This window comes from Vibrio coralliirubri (genome assembly GCF_024347375.1).
GTDB classification, from domain to species: Bacteria; Pseudomonadota; Gammaproteobacteria; order Enterobacterales; family Vibrionaceae; genus Vibrio; species Vibrio coralliirubri.
Genome location: NZ_AP025470.1, coordinates 1,653,272 through 1,672,278, shown reverse-complemented (window position 1 = coordinate 1,672,278; position 19,007 = coordinate 1,653,272). Strand labels below are relative to the sequence as shown.

The 19,007-nt window shown below is 45.0% G+C and carries 16 protein-coding genes; 5 read left to right on the top strand and 11 right to left on the bottom strand.

Translation table 11 applies throughout. The features are described 5' to 3' along the window. Positions 1-205 precede the first annotated feature (205 nt). The 4 genes from OCV20_RS07580 (at position 206) to OCV20_RS07565 (ending at position 4,806) form a co-directional block, all read left to right on the top strand. Positions 206-1,513 (top strand): TolC family outer membrane protein, encoded by a 1,308-nt coding sequence (locus tag OCV20_RS07580; RefSeq protein ID WP_086775861.1) that lies wholly within the window; start codon positions 206-208, stop codon positions 1,511-1,513. After that, positions 1,513-2,130 (top strand): OmpA family protein, encoded by a 618-nt coding sequence (locus OCV20_RS07575; RefSeq protein ID WP_086775860.1) that lies wholly within the window; start codon positions 1,513-1,515, stop codon positions 2,128-2,130. Before OCV20_RS07580 ends, OCV20_RS07575 begins: the two co-directional genes overlap by 1 nt. Positions 2,131-2,265: 135 nt before the next feature. Continuing rightward, positions 2,266-2,616, top strand: a complete 351-nt coding sequence (locus OCV20_RS07570) for a DUF2750 domain-containing protein (protein WP_017062305.1) — start codon at positions 2,266-2,268, stop codon at positions 2,614-2,616. Between the two features lie 162 nt (positions 2,617-2,778). Beyond that, the gene (locus tag OCV20_RS07565; RefSeq protein WP_086775859.1) at positions 2,779-4,806 is read left to right on the top strand and encodes a diguanylate cyclase; all 2,028 of its coding nucleotides are present in this window, start codon (positions 2,779-2,781) and stop codon (positions 4,804-4,806) included. Here the strand turns inward: OCV20_RS07565 and queC are convergent. Both queC and queE read right to left on the bottom strand, forming a co-directional pair. Next, positions 4,766-5,461 carry a 7-cyano-7-deazaguanine synthase QueC gene (gene queC / locus OCV20_RS07560; protein WP_086775858.1) on the bottom strand — a complete coding sequence of 232 codons (696 nt, stop codon included), beginning with the start codon at positions 5,459-5,461 and terminating at the stop codon, positions 4,766-4,768. The two genes, OCV20_RS07565 and queC, sit on opposite strands and share 41 nt — an antisense overlap. 58 nt (positions 5,462-5,519) lie before the next feature. Continuing rightward, on the bottom strand, positions 5,520-6,188 hold the full coding sequence (gene queE, locus OCV20_RS07555) for a 7-carboxy-7-deazaguanine synthase QueE (protein WP_331250774.1): 669 nt from the start codon (positions 6,186-6,188) through the stop codon (positions 5,520-5,522). 184 nt (positions 6,189-6,372) lie between these two features. On the opposite strand from queE, the gene OCV20_RS07550 reads away from it, so the two are divergent. After that, positions 6,373-7,182: a Cof-type HAD-IIB family hydrolase gene (locus tag OCV20_RS07550; protein ID WP_086775856.1), complete on the top strand. Its 810-nt coding sequence runs from the start codon at positions 6,373-6,375 to the stop codon at positions 7,180-7,182. Between the two features lie 100 nt (positions 7,183-7,282). On the opposite strand, the gene OCV20_RS07545 is transcribed toward OCV20_RS07550, so the two are convergent. From OCV20_RS07545 to prpB, 9 genes are all read right to left on the bottom strand, one after another. Continuing rightward, complete coding sequence (locus tag OCV20_RS07545; protein WP_086775855.1) at positions 7,283-8,695, bottom strand: bifunctional NUDIX hydrolase/phosphatase PAP2 family protein; 1,413 nt, start codon at positions 8,693-8,695, stop codon at positions 7,283-7,285. Between the two features lie 86 nt (positions 8,696-8,781). Next, a complete protein-coding gene (locus tag OCV20_RS07540) occupies positions 8,782-9,261 on the bottom strand; it encodes a GNAT family N-acetyltransferase (protein ID WP_009846623.1) in 480 nt (159 codons plus the stop codon). Between the two features lie 221 nt (positions 9,262-9,482). Next, a complete protein-coding gene (locus OCV20_RS07535; RefSeq protein WP_017062298.1) occupies positions 9,483-9,884 on the bottom strand; it encodes a glycine zipper domain-containing protein in 402 nt (133 codons plus the stop codon). 238 nt (positions 9,885-10,122) lie between these two features. Further along, complete coding sequence (locus OCV20_RS07530) at positions 10,123-10,569, bottom strand: hypothetical protein (RefSeq protein WP_050648228.1); 447 nt, start codon at positions 10,567-10,569, stop codon at positions 10,123-10,125. A gap of 147 nt (positions 10,570-10,716) precedes the next feature. Further along, positions 10,717-12,621, bottom strand: a complete 1,905-nt coding sequence (locus OCV20_RS07525) for a propionyl-CoA synthetase (protein WP_086775854.1) — start codon at positions 12,619-12,621, stop codon at positions 10,717-10,719. A gap of 118 nt (positions 12,622-12,739) precedes the next feature. After that, positions 12,740-13,912, bottom strand: a complete 1,173-nt coding sequence (prpF, locus tag OCV20_RS07520; RefSeq protein ID WP_086775853.1) for a 2-methylaconitate cis-trans isomerase PrpF — start codon at positions 13,910-13,912, stop codon at positions 12,740-12,742. Positions 13,913-13,921: 9 nt separating this feature from the next. Continuing rightward, positions 13,922-16,576, bottom strand: coding sequence for a Fe/S-dependent 2-methylisocitrate dehydratase AcnD (gene acnD, locus OCV20_RS07515; RefSeq protein WP_086775852.1), 2,655 nt, complete (start codon positions 16,574-16,576; stop codon positions 13,922-13,924). 101 nt (positions 16,577-16,677) lie between these two features. Continuing rightward, on the bottom strand, positions 16,678-17,880 hold the full coding sequence (gene prpC, locus OCV20_RS07510; protein ID WP_086775851.1) for a bifunctional 2-methylcitrate synthase/citrate synthase: 1,203 nt from the start codon (positions 17,878-17,880) through the stop codon (positions 16,678-16,680). Positions 17,881-18,026: 146 nt separating this feature from the next. Next, positions 18,027-18,923, bottom strand: coding sequence for a methylisocitrate lyase (gene prpB / locus OCV20_RS07505; protein WP_048616363.1), 897 nt, complete (start codon positions 18,921-18,923; stop codon positions 18,027-18,029). Between the last annotated feature and the right edge of the window lie 84 nt (positions 18,924-19,007).

Sequence of the window (19,007 nt, the reverse complement as noted above, 5' to 3'; positions counted from 1 at the left end):
TGTTTGCGAAAAATAACACAGCTTAAAACGTAAAATTGACGCTCTTAAAATCATCATAAAGCGCACAGTAAGCTGTTAACAACTTTACAACCATTTACGGTAGCTTCTCGAGCGAACGTTATATTTTTGGCGGTTCATCTAAATTTCGTATCTAGCACATTAAAAAGCGTAGGTTTAGATGCAGTCCAATTTGGAGAGATGGAAATTGAATTACATTCAAACGACAACATTAGGGTTAGCTATAGCGCTAAGTTTGCCGACAACAGCACAAACCTTAGAGCAAGCCGTTGCGTTTACTTTAGAAAGTAACCCTGAAATCAAAAGTGCTTATAACGAATATATCAGTAAGCGTTATCTTAACGACGCTTCTGGTGGTGCTTATCGACCAAGTATAGACTTAGATGGTGGGATTGGTTATGAACATACTGATCTTGCAACCAACCAAAACACTACCGATCTGACTAGAAAAGAAGCAACGATCACCTTGACCCAGTTAATATGGGATGGCGCTAATACATCCAATGGTATCGACCGTACTGCGGCTGATGCAGAGTCCGTGCGCTATCAACTACTATCTAACGCGCAAGACATCGCTTTAGAAGTCACAAAGGTTTATCTTGATGCAGTGAAAGCCTATGAAGTGCTCTCTCTTTCGGAAAGTAACTTAGCGACGCACAAAGAGATATATAACGATATTCGTAAGCGCGTGGAATCAGGTATTGGTTCAACCGCAGATATGTCACAAGTTGAGGCTCGTATTGCGAAAGCGCACGGGAATTTGCTTGCTGCTCAAAACAACCTGTTTGATACACATACACAGTTTAAAAGAATTGTCGGTCAATCTCCGTTAGGGTTGACCTTCCCTCGCGCAGATGTGGGCGCGATTCCTTATACCGTTGATGGTGCGTTGGCAAAAGCGTTTAACCAGCACCCAGTCATCAAGATTGCACAAGCCGATGTTGACTCGGCGAAGTTCCAGTACAAACAATCCAAAAGCACCAACTACCCGACTGTTTCTTTTGAAGCCGCTCAAACTTGGCGTGATGACGCTGGTGGTACAGAAGGCAGCAGCGATGAGTTTTCTGCGATGGTTCGTTTAAGATACAACCTTTACAATGGTGGTTCGGATCAAGACCGCGCAGAAAGTGCAGCCTACCAACTCAACAAAGCCAAAGACCTTCGCGAAAGCACTTATCGCAATGTTGAGGAGAGTCTGCGTCTTTCATGGAGCGCACTTGATTTAACTGTTCAGCAAAAAGAGTTCCTATCTGACCACGTAGACTCGGCATCAGACACGGTAATCTCGTATGAGAAACAATACCGCATCGGTAAGCGTACCCTTCTCGACTTGCTTAACACCGAGAATGAATTATTCGAAGCTCGTAAAGGCTATTTAGATGCTAAGTATGACGAGCAATACGCAAAATATCGCGTAATGAACGCAACAGGTAACCTACTCATCGGTTTACGAGTTGAGATCCCAGAAGAATGGAATGAAAAGGTGGAATATTAATGAAGCTTACCAACACAGTATTATCGCTTTGCTTCGTGGTTGTATCTGCCAATGCTTTAGCTGAAAACAACGAGGAAGAATTTGAATATCGCGCTCTTCCGCCTGTTACTCAAATTTACGATCTTCAAGATGATGACAATGACGGTGTAATCAACGCGCGAGATTTATGTCCCGATACGCAAATTGGTGCCGAGATCGATAACGACGGTTGTGGTTCATATTTCGAGTCATCGGAAAAGAAAGAGCTGCATATACTCTTCGCTAATAATTCCACGGAAATAAACCCTGTCTTTCTAGGGCAGATACGCCAAATGGCTGCGTTTTTGAAGCGCTACGAAAGTACCAGTATTGAATTACAAGGTTATGCCAGCAAAGTAGGCAACGCGGCACACAACCTAAAGCTTTCGAAGGAACGTGCATCGCATGTAAGACGTGCGCTAATCAGCAACGGTATTCAGCCATCTAGAGTCAACATCGTCGGTCATGGTGATTCTGAATTCAGCAGCGATGACACTCAAATCAATCACGCACTGCATCGAAAAGTTGTTGCTTCCGTTGTTGGATTTAAGGGTAATATCAAAGAAGAATGGCACATCTTCACCAAAATTAAAAAGTAGGCTTACCCTGCTTATACCGTACTGAAACGTTATCTTAAGTTAACGTTTCAGTATGGTGATAATTCCTTGAATAGCATATACCTAAGCCGTCTATAATGTTAATCTTGCCACGTTATCAACATAGAGAATTAATCCATGAGCAAACTAACAGCTGATACTCAAGCAAATCTAGAACTTTTCGTTTCTGAAACACAAGAAACTAAACTGGTATGGGGCCTTCGCAACGAAGAAGGTTGGCTAGCATGTGACTCAAGTGAATTCGAAAACAGCGAAGTGATGCCATTCTGGTCTTCAAAAGAAGATGCTCAAACTCACAACGTTGAAGAGTGGGCTGACTTCGAAGTATTAGAAATTCCACTAGATATCTTTGTAGAAGATTGGTTACTGACTCTTGCTGAAGACGGCGTTCTTGTTGGTACTAACTGGAATGCAACATTAGAAGGCAAAGAACTTGAGCCTTCTGACCTAGCGAAATTATACATCTAATTTCCGATATCGGTCGCGCGAATCGTGCGACCGATATACCTCTGATTAGTATCAATAAATTAGAGACCTACCTCGCATAACCTCGTAGCCGCACCATTCAAAATTTGAAGCAACATCAAACTAATAATAGAATATCGTTCTTTATCTGATTGATCGTCTCTTGTGAATCACTTCGTTTTTGTTACCTTTCTACTATTCATTAGCTTTTGTTCTTATAGCCAAGTATCAACATCAGATCGTGACCACAATTCACCAGTCTATACCTCCAATCTAAGTTCTACTCCAAATGCTGATTGGAACGCGCTTTATCTCTCTACTTTAAACCACTCTCCTGAGCGCGCATTAAACATGCTGCAAACACGCTACATCGGCTCAACGGTTTATGGAGATAAGCTTTACCTTGCGTCTCTTCAGTATCAATACATGAGCCACCGAGATCAGCCGTTTTACGGAATTGCTTCAAACGACAGCGACTACCAAGCGATAGAAACAGCGTTTATTTCTGCTCTGATGAAAGACGGCAAAGGCCAATATGAACAAGCACAACAAGGCTTTCTAACACTTTTGGCGAAAATGCAATCTCGCAGTGATTTAACTGGTAAAGCCTTACTAAAGTACCAGCTATGCCGATCGCTTAACGAACAAGCTAAATATCATCAAGCAAACTATTACTGCTCTGCGCTTCAATCAGATTTACATGACATCGCTGACCCTGTATTGCCAAAATTTGGGACTTATCGAGTCATCGCCAACAATCACCATTTCCGCAGTGACTATCAAGCTTCACTAGACACCTACCTATCACTGATAAACGTATTTCCACAAGGACATGATATTTCAGGGGTTTACAACGATGTGGGTAACTTGCTCAAAGAATTAAAGCAATATGAAAAATCGGCGGAGTATCTAGATGAAGCTCTCATTCTCAGAGCAAACGCTTCAGATTTAATGAAAGCACAAGTGCATCACAGCCTTGCGGATCTCTACCTTAACCAAGAGCAAAGTGACCTAGCAATTCACCACTTTCAGACAGCAAGAACACTGTTGAGCGCAACGTCGCATAGCTACGGTATCGCACTAACAAATCTTGGCTTAGGAAAAGCATACACTCAAACGAAAGACTATGATGTGGCGAGAGCCTACCTAATCGAGTCTCTTTCAGCTTCGAGCGAACTGAGCAATGATGTCATTCGCATCAATGCTTACTTGGCGATCAGCGATATGTTCGAAGAACAGAAACTGCCAACTGAAGCGCTCAACTATGCTCAACAAGCGCTAGAAATAGCAGAACGAGTCAAAAGGCATAAATACATCGCGCAGTCACTTCTGCAGCTTTCAGATATTCATCAATCACTCGGCGATTACCAACAAGCTTTCTATTTCTACCAGCGATACTCATCAATACAAATGGAAGCTAGAGACATAGATAATAGACTCGCACTCGAAGCACTCGGCTTAACGCAAGCCAAATATGAGCAGGAACTGGAAAGCTCTTTCCTGACACATCAGGCGAAAATCGACCGCGTTCAAATTGAAAAAATGGAACATCAAAGATGGATGTACAACATCGTTGTTATTTTGTTGCTTTGTGCTGCAAGCTTTACGGTATTGGTAAACAAAACGGTTCGCGCAAAAGCAGCAATTGATGGCTTAACGAAAGCATATAGCCGAACTGAGATAATTCGAAGAATCAAAAGAGTGAAACGCTGTAAAGGGACGGACAAACAGCATGTGCTCGTACTGCTCGATCTCGATAAGTTTAAGAAGATTAACGATGAGCATGGGCACCCTACTGGTGACCGAGCCCTGGTCCATATTAGTGAGAAAATTAGAAAACACTTAGTGAATGGTGAATTGTTTGGTCGCTTAGGGGGAGAAGAATTTGTCATCATGTTAACCGATACCAAACCAGCAGAGGTACGAGAACGCGTTGAAGAGTTGCACTACGCCATTTCAAGTACTGTCTTCTTATCAGAAAGCAAAAAGTCACTTAATGTGACCGCGAGTTTTGCTTATCTAGCAACCTCAAACGCATTAAGTGACTTTGATGACTTGTATTCAGTGCTTGACCAAGCGCTCTATCAAGCCAAAAGCAACGGTCGAAACTGTATTATTGATGCATATAACGAACCGATTGATTTACCTGAGATTATTTATTCTCAGCCTGTTTGCGAACCAACTCAGCCATAATGCTTTCGCGACCACCGAGGTAATCGTTAAGGCCAACTTTACGTAGTTCACATGCCGGACAATCGCCACAGCCATCACCAACAATGCCGTTGTAACAAGTCAGTGTTTTGTTTCTAACAAGCTCAAGTGCTGAGTACTGGTCTGCTAACGCCCATGTCTCAGCCTTGTTTAACCACATTAGCGGTGTTTTGATATCAAGCTGCTTATCCATACCTTGTACAAGTGCAGAGTTCATCGCCTTCACAAAGTCATTACGGCAATCAGGGTAACCAGAAAAGTCTGTTTCACACACACCTGTAATCACGGTTTCAGCACCGATTTGGTAAGCGTAAATACCCGCTAGAGTTAGAAATAGAATATTACGACCAGGAACGAATGAGTTCGGCAGCCCATTCTCTTGCAGCTCATGAGACACAGGAATATCTTCACGAGTCAAAGAGCTGATAGCCAGTTCATTCAACAGAGTCACATCCATCACTTTATGCGCTTTCACACCAAGTTCTTTCGACAATGACTCCGCAACTTCAATCTCGAGTCTATGGCGCTGACCATAATCAAACGTAATCGCATGAACTTCATCATACTCTTTTAATGCCTGAACAAGACACGTTGTTGAGTCTTGACCACCACTGAATACTACCACTGCTTTTTTCATCTTAAATCCTTACGAGAACCTTCTACTAGCGACTTATCTTGCCCAGTAAAAATACAACCTATGCGATGCTCAAATATTTGTGAGTTTGTATTGATAAGCGCCAATTGCGCTCAATGCAGGTATCAATACAAAGCTGAGTAGCGCGGTCTTTTTGGCTGATTGGTTGCAGAGCGATAACAGTGTCGTTAGGAACAGCTGCTCGCTCCAATAAACCGTCAAGCTGTTCGATGTCTTTGCTTGTGCCTACTGGATGCTTAATTTCGTTAGCACGTTGTAAAGCGCTATCTAAAATTTCCAGTTTCGCTTTCATCGCCACCTTCGGTGACACCGTAACCCAAGTGCCCGATGTGGCTTTAACTTCTGATGTTCCGCTAGTCTCAATCTGACAGCGACAACCGTGCTGCTCAAATGCTTCAGTAAGAGGAACAAGATCATAAATGCATGGCTCACCACCAGTAATCACAATGTGCTTAGCAGTGTAACCTTGCTTGATATATTCATTCACGATTCCTTGAGCATCGATTGCTGACCAAGTAGGTGAATCTTCTGTCTTAACCATAATATCGCCAAGGCTGGTTTCATCTTCTGGCAACGCTTCCCAGGTCTGCTTGGTATCACACCAAGAACAGCCCACTGGGCAAATTTGCAGGCGAACAAAAACAGCGGGAACGCCAGTAAACACGCCCTCACCCTGAATGGTTTCAAACATTTCATTAATCTTGTACAACTTTCCCTCAGCTCAATCATTTGATGAAATTAATCAACCGCAGACCTTAAAGCACTTCCCCCTTTTGGTCAAACAAATGAGTACTGATAAATGAGTTGATCAAAGCCCTAGCCTGAACTTTCAAGTTCCCTTATCCTTTCGCCCATAGATTTCGTTAGCTTTTAATTTTTTAGTAAGGAACAACATGTACAAACTGATTGCTCTTGATATGGATGGCACACTACTCAACAGTGAAAAAGTGATTTCTCAAGAGAACAAAGACGCAATCGCCAAAGCACGAGCTGCAGGTGTGAAAGTGGTTCTCGCTTCTGGTCGCCCTTTAGAAGGTATGCAAAGCAAATTAGATGAGCTTTCGATTGACGGCGAAGATGACTTTGTACTCTTCTACAACGGCTCTATGGTTCAGAACGTATCGACAAAAGAGATCATTCACAGTGAGATCAGCAACGGTAAAGCCGCAAAAGAGATTGCTGCCCTCGCTGAACAGCTTGGTGGTTATGTCCATGCTTTCAGCAAGATCCACGGCTTAATCACACCTGAGAACAATGAGTACACTGGTATTGAAGCGCGTATTAATGGCTTAGATATTACCGAGTTCGACTTTTCTCAACTAGAAGACGACCACGAAATCATCAAAACTATGATTGTCGCTGAACCAAGCAAGCTGACTGAAATCATCGGCAAGTTGCCACAAGAGCTTAAGACTCAGTTTACTATCGTACAAAGTGCACCATTCTTCTTAGAGTTCCTAAACCCAAATTCAAATAAGGGTGTCGGTATTGAGGCGATAACTAAGCATTTGGGTATTAAAGCGGAAGAAGTCATCTGCATGGGTGATGCTGAAAACGATCACCATATGCTTGAATACGCAGGCCTTGGCATTGCAATGGAAAACGCAATGGAAGAAACCAAGAAACTGGCGGATCACATCACAGCGAGCAACGACGACCATGGTGTAGCGGTCGCGATTGAGAAGTTTATCTTCAACTCATAAACGCTCAACAGGTTCTAATAAGAATTACTTTTTGCTTGTTTCAGAAATGACAAAGGCTGTGCACTGCACAGCCTTTTTGATTTTGTGTTAGTCGAGTCGATTACTCTCTTTTCCATGGCAGACGAAATGCCACCACACCAAACAGAATCAATATTGGGAAACGTAACGTTTCAACAATAAATGAAGCAATACCACTGAAAGAGACGAAACTTCCAGCCCAGCTAATCAGCAGATTTCCCGCTAACAACATAGCCATCACTCCAAGAACGATCTTGAATGAGAACTGACCGACCAAAGGTTTCGAGTCTGTTAACGTCACTAGGCATGCAATCGTCATCAAAATCGCCACCCAGAATGAGAATGTTGGCAGTGGCCATATCACCGTGAGAACTATCGAAAGTAAGCACAATGCCCACCAAACACCTTTAGAACTCAATAAAGCACTAATATCAACATCCGGTTTCGCGTCTAATCTCACGATATGCCACGTCGTTAAAGCGCCTAATACGCCACCCATTAATACATCGCTAAAAAACGCACTGCCTGAATAAGACTTAAATAGCATGATCCACAGCAAGCCAGCGAGCACTATCAGAATAGCTTTTTGCTCTAAGAGGCGCTTTAGTTTCCAAAAAACTAACAAGGTTAAACTGACCCATAAGGCAGCCAGTAGACTTGGGAAGCTATACCCACTGCTCATCACCAGTTTCAATGTTGGCAAGTAAGCGTGTGGACGTGGAAAACCAAAACCTTGGTGCGCGATTAAAGTAAGTAGTGTCACCGAGATCAAAGTGAAGCCAAACTTCAACGCGAAGTTACGGCCAAAGTACCAAGCAATTAGCGGCAAGATCACAATGAAAACCCATGGCTTCGCCAACAAGTCAGTCAAAAGCACAGTATTCGCAAACATGCTTGGCATCTTATCGAACGTGTTTTGAAGTGACACAATCCAATTTAATTCAACTTGATGAACCTTAGGTGCCGCGCCCACCAGCTCAGTCACATACGTCACCGGTTGATCTGTCGCAGATAAAAACAGCTCGTTAATCTCAGACCACTGTTCTGGGTAGCGGTATTGGTGATCTTGTAATTCAGTAGGAGGAAGTAACATCGCTCGGCTGACTTCCACGCCATAATGAGGAGCAAACCAGATCGGCAGCTCAAAGCCACCTAACTCATTCCGAGCCTTGTAGCTGATCACTTCAGAGTCAGAAATACAATCAAACACGACGGCGCTGTCGGTATAACCCAGTACATCACCGACCGTTACCGACAAACCCGCCTCTTCCCACGTTTCACGTTGCGCCGCGACGGCTGGCGGCTCACCTGAAACAACAGTGCCTCCCGGTAGAGACAATTGACCTGTGATCAACTCATCAACCAACACGATTTGGTTATCAGCACGTACTACACACAAGGCGCCCGCGATATGATCGGGCAAAGTGTCGTTTGCCCAAGCGGAAGTAGTACTCAAAAGAGACAGTATGAAAACTAATAAATATCGAATAACCAACGAGTTTACCTAAAAAATAATAGAAGAATATTGAAGACTGCTGTTGCAGTTGAACTATTGTAATCAAAGCCACACAAAATCGCTGTCTACGTTTTGTGCAAAGCCTTCCTCATCCATTGAATGTGAGGTGTGAACCCCATTTTTTGATAGAAGTCCTTGGCAGGTGAGTTAAAGTCCCAAACTTCTACAAAGACTTGTTCAACCCCATAATCATCAAAAGTACTTTCAACTTTGTTAAACAACTTTTCAGCAATTGATTCTTTTCGATAATCAGGCAACACAAACAGTTCATCGACACTCCCCATCGGCACTGGTTTACTTACCGTTGAGATAAGCTCACAAAAATGCCCAGAGATAAAGCCAACAATGAGCTCACCTTTTAATGCCACATAAACCAAACATTCAGGATCATCCAAGTATCGTGCAATGCTTTTTTCCTGCTCAATCTCTTCTGCCGTTTTAAAGTGCTCTGGGCTAGCAAGGTGGTGATGATGGTGGAGATCGAACATTAACTCGTTAAGTTGTTCCAAATCCGCGTGCTTTGCGGCCCTTAAGGTGACATTCATGACTATTGCGCTTCTCAAACCAAATTAATATCTAAACTGAGTCTAGTTTACTTGGCGTGAGTATCTATACAAGTTATTGAATTAATTCATTGTTTGAAGTGTGTATTTTAGATACAAAAACGGCCACATTACGTGGCCATTCTGTTTGAATGATTTTGAATTAAACGAATATCGAAGCTGTGGCTTTTGCCGTGGCTGTGGCTTTTGCTGTAGTTTCAGCTTTATGCACCGTTATCTTCTTTCTCTTCTTTGAGATCAGCAAGCTGTTGCTCTAGTTCAATAAGCTTAATTTCAGCCTCAACTTCAGCAACTCGTTTTTCTGCATCGGTGCGATTGTCTTGCGCTAGACCATCAGCAGTAACTTGGGTTCGTTGTGCGTTTCTTGCATCATCTGTATCTTTCATTGAACCCGCAACGCCACCGGTCACGCCACCTAATGCAGCACCCTTTACGGCTAAACTCGCATCTCCAGTTAGAGCGCCTGCTGTCGCTCCTAATAAAGCACCACCTACAGCACCACGATTACGTGCGGCATTCTCATTTTCGTTATCCATTGCTGGTGATGCGCAACCAGAAAGAGTCACAATCAGTGTCGCTAAAAGAAAAGGTTTAGTGAATTTCATAGGAGTCTCGCTTAGTTCTTCGTTTGGAGTAGAGCCATCTTAAGCAGAACCGTTAATGAGATAAATAAAGCCACGTTTAGACGATACATCATGTTCAGCTATGTATTATTCAGCCATCGCATAACTGATTAATGATATATAGCTTTGAGCTCGCTTTATCCTCACCAACAAAAAAGGCGACCAATAAGGTCGCCTCAATCGTGCTTTCTCAATAATTCTTGTCTTTCACATATCTCTCTTAGCCTTTAGACCAAAAGTTTTGCATGTTTGCTACGCTAGGTGGTGGCCTAACACCGCAATCTCGATAATGATTTTTATCGCCGATCCCCAGTATCTTGCCATTTTCGTCATCAATCATCGCAGCAACTTTAACACCGTCTCCCACATGACGAGTTAACACGACAATTTCACCGGCTCTTTCAGATCTTACCGCGCCTAGGATTTGATATTCGTAGCGGCCTTTCCTTGAATTAACGATCATCTTCGAGTTAATAGGGTCGGCTTCATATCCCACACCAATATCAAAAACCGCTTGATAGAGATCGACGCCAGTCTTGGACACACATTTAAATACCTTGGGATGACTCAAAGGTTCTAACAACGCTCTACTCGCTTCATCCTTTGAAATACTGGCACTAGCAGCACCACTGACCAATAAAGCAATCAACAAAAAGTAAGCTCGCATAAAAAGACCTCAATATGTGGGATTCATAATGAGGTCATAGTAAACGCAATGGATAAGCGGATGAATAAAGTAGAGTTTAGGTAAACCATCACGCTAGCTTATGTATAAAGCAACAAGCTGAAGGTGAGATTACCTAAACTGCGACGTCTATTTGCCGAGCTTTTCAGCAATTTCAGTTAAGCTGGTAGGGTCGTCAATCGTCGAAGGCACCACATATTGTTCGCCTTCTGCGATCTGTCGGATAGTTCTGCGTAAGATCTTACCTGAACGTGTCTTGGGTAGTCTCTCAACAACCAAGGCTTGCTTAAAACAAGCGACCGCGCCGATCTCATTGCGAACCTTGCCAACCAACTCCGCTTGCAACTCAATGCCATCGACTTTTACGCCATCTTTTAACACAACTAGACCTAAAGGAAGTTGTCCTTTCAAGTCATCGTGAATACCGACTACCGCACATTCTGCAATGGCTGGGTGACCACCCACGATCTCTTCCATTTCTCCTGTCGACAGACGATGCCCCGCTACGTTTATCACGTCATCAATACGCCCCATGATAAACAGATACCCATCTTCATCGAGATAGCCGCCATCACCCGAAACGTAATAACCCGGGAATTGGCTCAGATAGCCAGATTCAAATCGATCATGATTACGCCAAACCGTTGGTAGACAGCCGGGTGGCAACGGGCGTTTAAGAGCCACAAACCCTTGTTGATTAGGTTGAGCGACTTCACCGAGTTCATTGAGAATCTCCACTTGGTAACCCGGAACAGGTTTAGTGGAAGAGCCCGCTTTCACTGGTAAAGATTCTAACCCTGTTGGATTGGCGGAAATGGCCCAACCTGTTTCTGTTTGCCACCAATGATCGATAACTGGTTTATTGGTATGAGACTCAACCCAATCCAATGTTGGAGGGTCCAAACGCTCTCCCGCCATAAAAATCGACTTGAGCGATGATAAGTCATACTTGGTGAGCAACTCGCCTTCAGGATCTTCTTTCTTAATGGCTCTAAATGCCGTTGGAGCAGAAAACAATACATCGACCTTGTACTCTTCACACACACGCCAGAAGGCGCCCGGATCTGGCGTTCGTACTGGCTTACCTTCAAACAAAATGGTTGTGCAACCATGAATCAATGGCGCATACACAATGTAGGAATGCCCCACTACCCAGCCGACATCAGAAGCCGCCCAAAACACACCATCTTGCGGCATATCGTAGATAGTGCTCATCGAGTATTTCATCGCGACCGCATGACCGCCATTGTCACGTACCACACCTTTTGGCTTACCCGTCGTCCCTGATGTATACAATATATATAGTGGGTCAACCGCTAGAACAGGCACACATACGTGAGGCAAAGCATCGTTAACCGCTTGTTGCCAAAGTACATCGCGTTCATTGTTCAATTCGGCTAGAGACTGCTCTCTTTGGAATACCACCACTTTCTCGGGCTTCCAACGACTGTCCATGATCGCTCGATCAACCATCGGCTTATATGGCAGGACTTTATTTATCTCCACACCGCAGGAGGCAGTAATCAACACCTTGGGCTCAGCATCTTCAATTCGAACGGCAAGCTCATGAGGGGCAAAACCACCAAACACCACCGAATGCACCGCGCCTAGTCGAGCACAAGCCAGCATGGCCATTGCCGCTTCAGGAATCATTGGCATATAGATAACCACACGATCGCCTTTGGTCACACCTTGCGTCGCTAACATACCTGCGACTTTAGCCACTTGGTTACGCAATTGATTGTAAGTGTACGAGGATTGAGTTCCAGTAACTGGAGAGTCGTAAATCAGCGCAGTATTATCACCTCGCCCATTTTCACAATGATAATCCAGCGCCAACCAGCAGGTGTTCATCACCCCATCAGGAAACCAACGCTCAATGCCATTATCGTCAGTTTGTAATATCGTTTTAGGTGACTCAAACCAATCAATTGCTTGTGATTGTGTTTCCCAAAACGAATTTGGGTCTTCCCTCGCCCATTGATACTCGGTGATGTAATCTGTTTTTCTAGTCATTCGATTCGTAGCAGACATAGTGCCTCCTCCATGATTTATCCATTTGTCCAAGCAACTAGCTTTTAGCAGTGTCACTTGGGTGCACTCTTTTCTCAGCGTAGTGTTCGTGAACATTTAACCGTTCACGACAATCGCTTTACTTGGGAAAAGGCACACGAATGGCACCTTCCATGATCACTCGGGCACTACGACTCATAATCGCCCTCTCAATTCTCCACCCACTTTCGCCTTGTATCGCTTTAGCACCCACTTTTAAGGTTCCTGACGGGTGGCCAAAGGTCACGAAATCTCGAGCCCCCTCACCAGCTGCCAAGTTAACTAAAGTCCCCGGGACGCTTGCTGCTGAAGCAATAGCAACCGCAGCCGTACCCATCATAGCGTGATGAAGTTGCCCCATAGACAAAGCACGCACAAGAAGGTCAGTATCTTCAACAGCAACCGATTTACCACTTGAGGCTCGGTACGCTTGAGGCTTAGCAACAAACGCAACTTTAGGTGTATGTTGGCGTGATTCTGCTTGCTCTAGGGAATCGATAAGCCCCATCGCGACTGCACCATGTGCTCGAATGGATTCAAACAGAGCCAAGGCTTTGGTATCACTGTTAATATCCGATTGAAGCTCTGTGCCTTGATAGCCCACAGCTTCAGCATCAACAAAAATGGTGGGTATCCCTGCATTAATGTAAGTTGCTTTGATGCAACCCAGATCTGGAACATCTAAAAAATCGACAACATTCCCTGTTGGGAACATAGAGCCACGAGCATCGGCTGGGTCTAGAAAATCGACTTGGATCTCCGCGGCAGGGAAAGTAACACCATCGAGCTCAAAGTCACCTAACTCTTGGACTTCTCCATCAGCGATAGGTACATGAACAATGATAGTTTTCTCTATGTTTACTTGCCATACTCGCACCTCGACCACACCGTTTTCTGGAATACGATTCGAATCGACGAGGCCACTATGAATAGCAAATGGGCCTACTGCAGCAGACAAATTGCCGCAGTTACCACTCCAATCAACGAACGGCTTGTCTATTGCTACTTGACCGAATAGGTAATCAACATCGTGATCGGCTTTACTGCTTTTCGAAACAATAACGGTTTTACTGGTACTGGATGTTGCGCCACCCATGCCGTCGGTTTGTTTGCCATAAGGATCTGGACTACCAATCACGCGCAGAAGTAATGCGTCTCGAGCTTCTCCGGCAAATTGCGCAGCTTCAGGTAAGTCACTTAAGTTGAAGAAAACGCCTTTGCTTGTTCCGCCCCGCATGTAGGTAGCCGGTACTTTTATCTGTTTAGTGTTCATCACAAGCTCCTACTGGGCGAGAAAGTCTTTGGCGAAACGTTGCAACACGCCACCAGCGCTGTACACATTCACTTCGTCTGCAGTGTCTAGTCGACAGGTTACTGGCACATCCAGCTTTTCACCGTTTTTACGTGTGATGACTAGAGCCAAATCAGAACCTGCTTCAATGTCGCCGTACACGTCGTAAAGCTCAGTGCCATCCAGCTCTAAGGTGTTGCGATTGGTCCCCGCTTTGAATTGCAGAGGCAGCACACCCATGCCAACCAAGTTGGTTCTGTGAATTCGTTCAAACCCTTCTGCCACAATCACTTCAACACCCGCTAATCGCACCCCTTTGGCTGCCCAGTCACGTGATGAACCTTGTCCGTAATCCGCGCCAGCAACGACAATCAAGGGTTGCTTGCGAGTCATGTAGGTTTCTATCGCTTCCCACATTCGCGTAACTTGCCCCTCGGGTTCAACTCTTGCTAATGAACCTTGCACGACTTTTCCAGCGTCCTTCACCATTTCGTTAAACAGCTTAGGGTTGGCGAATGTTGCTCGTTGCGCGGTTAAGTGATCACCTCGATGGGTCGCGTAAGAATTAAAGTCCTCTTCCGGCACTTCCATTTTTGTGAGGTATTCCCCCGCCGCACTCGAAGCGAGAATCGCATTTGATGGAGACAAGTGATCCGTAGTGATGTTGTCCCCCAGAATAGCCAAAGGCCTCATACCAGATAGGCTTCGTTTTCCCGCAAGAGCTCCTTCCCAATAAGGTGGTCTACGAATATAGGTACTTTGAGGTCGCCAGTCATAAAGCGGTTCTGTCGTTACCTGATCCTCGTCTGGCTGGAACATTTTCACGTAGATTTGTTGGAATTGCTGAGGCTTAACATGCTCACCGACAACAGCATCGATCTCCGCATCACTCGGCCATAAATCACTTAAGTAGATTGGTTTGCCGTTGCTGTCAGTGCCTAAGCTATCTTTCTCGATATCAAAGCGAATCGTGCCAGCCAACGCGTAAGCAACTACCAATGGCGGTGAGGCTAAAAACGCTTGTTTTGCATAAGGATGGATTCGACCATCAAAGTTTCGATTCCCCGATAACACAGCGGTTGAATACAGGTCGCGGTCGATGATCTCTTGTTGGATTTTAGGATCCAATGCCCCACTCATTCCGTTACAGGTAGTACATGCATAGCCGACGATACCGAAACCTAATTGTTCCAGCTCAGGAAGCAAACCTGCCGACTCGAGATAGAGCTTGGCAACTTTAGAACCCGGAGCAAATGACGTTTTCACCCACGGCTTACGAACTAATCCAAGCTGATTGGCTTTCTTTGCCACCAATGCTGCGGCTACTACGTTTCTTGGATTGCTGGTGTTGGTACAAGAAGTAATTGCCGCAATGATTACGGCACCATCGGGCATCTGCTCGTCGCTGTACTGCTTAGCATGCTGCTCTTTCCAAGATGTTTGACTAATACCTTGTTCAGCCAGCTCTCTGGTTGGCAAACGACGATGTGGGTTAGACGGCCCTGCAAGATTGCGCTCAACCTTCGATAAATCAAACTCTAATACAAGCTCATATTGAGCGGAGTCTAGCTCGTCAGCCCATAACCCGGTTTGCTTGGCGTAGCGTTCGACTAATTCAACCTGCTCAGGCTCACGGCCCGTAAGCTTCAAGTATTGAATGGTCTGTTCATCGATGTAGAACATGCCTGCCGTCGCACCGTACTCTGGCGTCATGTTGGAGATGGTTGCGCGGTCACCAGTTGTCAGTGCACGAGCCCCTTCACCAAAGAATTCCAAGTAACTCGAGACCACTCTCTGATTACGAAGAAACTCAGTAATCGCAAGCACAATATCCGTTGCGGTTATCCCTTCTTGTCGTTGACCCGTCAGTTTAACGCCTACAATATCAGGCAAACGCATCATTGACGGACGACCGAGCATCACTGTCTCAGCTTCCAAGCCGCCCACACCAATCGCAATAACGCCCAGAGCATCAACGTGCGGTGTATGGCTATCGGTACCAACACAGGTATCAGGGAAAGCGATACCTTCTTTAGATTGAATAACCGGAGACATTTTCTCCAAGTTAATCTGGTGCATGATCCCATTACCCGCAGGAATCACACTCACGTTTTTAAACGCGGTTTTACACCATTCGATAAAGTGAAAACGGTCTTCGTTTCTGCGCTCTTCAATCGCTCGGTTTTTATCAAGCGCTTGGCTATCAAAACCTGCGTGTTCCACTGCCAAAGAGTGATCAACAATCAACTGAGTTTCGACAACGGGATTCACCTTGGCAGGATCTCCGCCTTGGTCGGCAATCGCGTCTCTTAATCCAGCCAAATCAACCAGGGCTGTTTGACCAAGAATGTCATGACACACAACGCGCGCAGGATACCAAGGGAAATCTAGGTCGCTCTTACGGTCAATGATCTGTTTTAAGCTGTCTTCAAGGGTTTTAGGATCACAGCGTCTTACTAATTGCTCTGCCAATACTCTCGACGTATAGGGCAAGGTTTTATAACTGCCCGGAGATATCGCTTCTACCGCTTCGCAAGCGTCGAAATATTCTAAGCCCGTTCCCGGTAGAACCTTTCTGTACTTTCTATTTTCAAGGCTTGCATTTTCATCAAGGCTCTGGTTTTTCTCAACTTTCACATCAGACATACATCCACCATTATCTGTTAAATTCTATTCTTTGGTTCTCGAGGCCTTATCACATGAAGAGAAAAGTCACCTCGAGATATAAGTCGGTTCGATATAGAGGACTAACGTAAATGGATTGGTAGCCAGTCTTGATGCTCTGGCCCGGTGTAGTCTGCGCTTGGACGAATAATGCGATTGTTTTCTCTTTGTTCGAACACATGTGCTGTCCAACCCGTAAGGCGGCTCATCACGAAAATCGGAGTAAACAGTTTGGTTGGGATATCCATGAAGTGGTAAGCCGATGCATGGAAGAAGTCCGCATTACAGAACAGCCCTTTCTCGCGCTTCATTACAGCTTCAACACGCTCAGAAACGGCATAAAGCTGTTTATCTCCCACCTCTTGAGCAAGCTCTTTTGACCAACGCTTGATTAGAGCATTTCGAGGGTCGCTTTCACGATAAATGGCATGACCGAAGCCCATGATCTTGTCTTTGTTAGCAAGCATATTCATGATGTTCGTTTCCGCTTCATCAGCGGTTTGCCAATCTTGGATCATTTCCATCGCGGCTTCATTCGCACCGCCATGTAAAGGACCTCTCAATGTACCAATCGCTGCGGTGACACAAGAGTGGATATCTGACAGTGTTGATGCACACACACGAGCGGCAAAAGTAGAAGCATTAAACTCATGTTCCGCATACAAAGTTAGCGAGCAGTGCATGACCTCCTTGTGAAGTTCACTCGGTGCTTTATCCGTTAACATCTTCAAGAAGTAGCCCCCCAGACACGCTTCACTTTGATCTTCAGTGTCAATGCGCACGCCATCATGGCTAAAGCGATACCAGTAACAAATAATCGCAGGGAAAAGTGCGAGCATTCGTTCGGTCGCGGACAGTTGCTCAGAAAAATCAGACTCTTGCTCTAGATTACCTAACATTGAACAACCCGTTCTCATCACATCCATTGGATGAGCGTCTGCAGGGATAAGCTCTAGTGCTGCTTTCAAAGGTTGAGGCAAGCCACGCAAACCAATCAACAATGTTTTGTAATCGTCTAACTCTTTTTCAGTGGGCAAATGACCTCTTAGTAACAGATGCGCCACTTCTTCGAACTGAGCATGATTAGCAAGGTCGGTAATATCATAACCACGGTAGGTTAAACCAGTTCCTGATTTTCCTACCGTACATAGCGCCGTGGTTCCCGCACTCTGGCCACGTAGACCAGCACCACCGATTGCAGGTGTGCTGGCTGTTTTTTCGCTTTGTTGTTGGTTTTCTGTTGAAGCCTTATCGACAGCTGCTTTATCACTCAAAGATACAGACATGGTGAACTCCTTTTCTGTGTTAGTCGCCTGCACTCTTTGGTGCTGCCTGTTTATGTGTCCGATGATCTTTATCATCGGTACTGGATATGGCGACCAACCATTTCACGTTATTGGATTAAGTTGATTTTTGATTAATTGAAACCGGTTTACTCTTCGCTTGAAAACAACTGATCAAGCTTGTTCTCGTAGTCGTGGTAATTCAGGTGTTCGTAAAGCTCTTTACGAGTTTGCATTGAATCCAACAGAGCTTCTTGATTGCCTTCAACTAGCAAGTGCTTGTAAACATTCTCCGCCGCTTTATTCATCGCGCGGAATGCACTCAATGGGTAAAGCACCATGTCGACACTTGATTGGGCTAACTCGTTACAGTTGTAGAGTGGTGTTTGGCCAAATTCAGTGATGTTCGCAAGAATAGGCACGTGCTTACCCGTTGCTGATTTCAGCGCTGCCGAGAACTTCACGTATTGATCGAGTTGATTCATCGCCTCAGGGAAGATCATGTCTGCGCCCGCTTCAACACACGCAATCGCTCGCTCAATCGCGCTATCAATGCCTTCAACCGCCAATGCATCTGTACGCGCCATAATCACAAAGCTGTCATCGGTTCTAGCATCGGTTGCCGCTTTGACTCTATCGACCATCTCTTGTTGGCTCACAATCGCTTTATTTGGTCGATGACCACAGCGTTTTTGCGCGACTTGGTCTTCCATGTGTATCGCAGCTGCACCCGCTTTTTCCATCGCTCGAATGGTACGTGCAATATTGAATGCGCCACCAAATCCCGTATCGATATCCACCAGCAATGGCAGATCACATGCGTTAGTAATACGTTCAACATCGACCAACACATCGTTCAATGTGGTGATGCCTAAATCTGGCAAACCATAAGACGCATTGGCGATGCCTCCACCAGACAAATAGATCGCCTGATGCCCCAAGTTCTTTGCCATCATCGCGCAATACGGATTCACCGTACCGACAATCTGTAATGGGTCGTTGTCTTGCACAGCTTGACGGAATTTAGCTCCTGCTGATAACTTCATAATGACGCTCCCTGTTAATTGTTTATTTCTATCTAACTTTTATAACTACTGATGTTTAGCTCTCGCCAGCGAAGAACCGCTGGC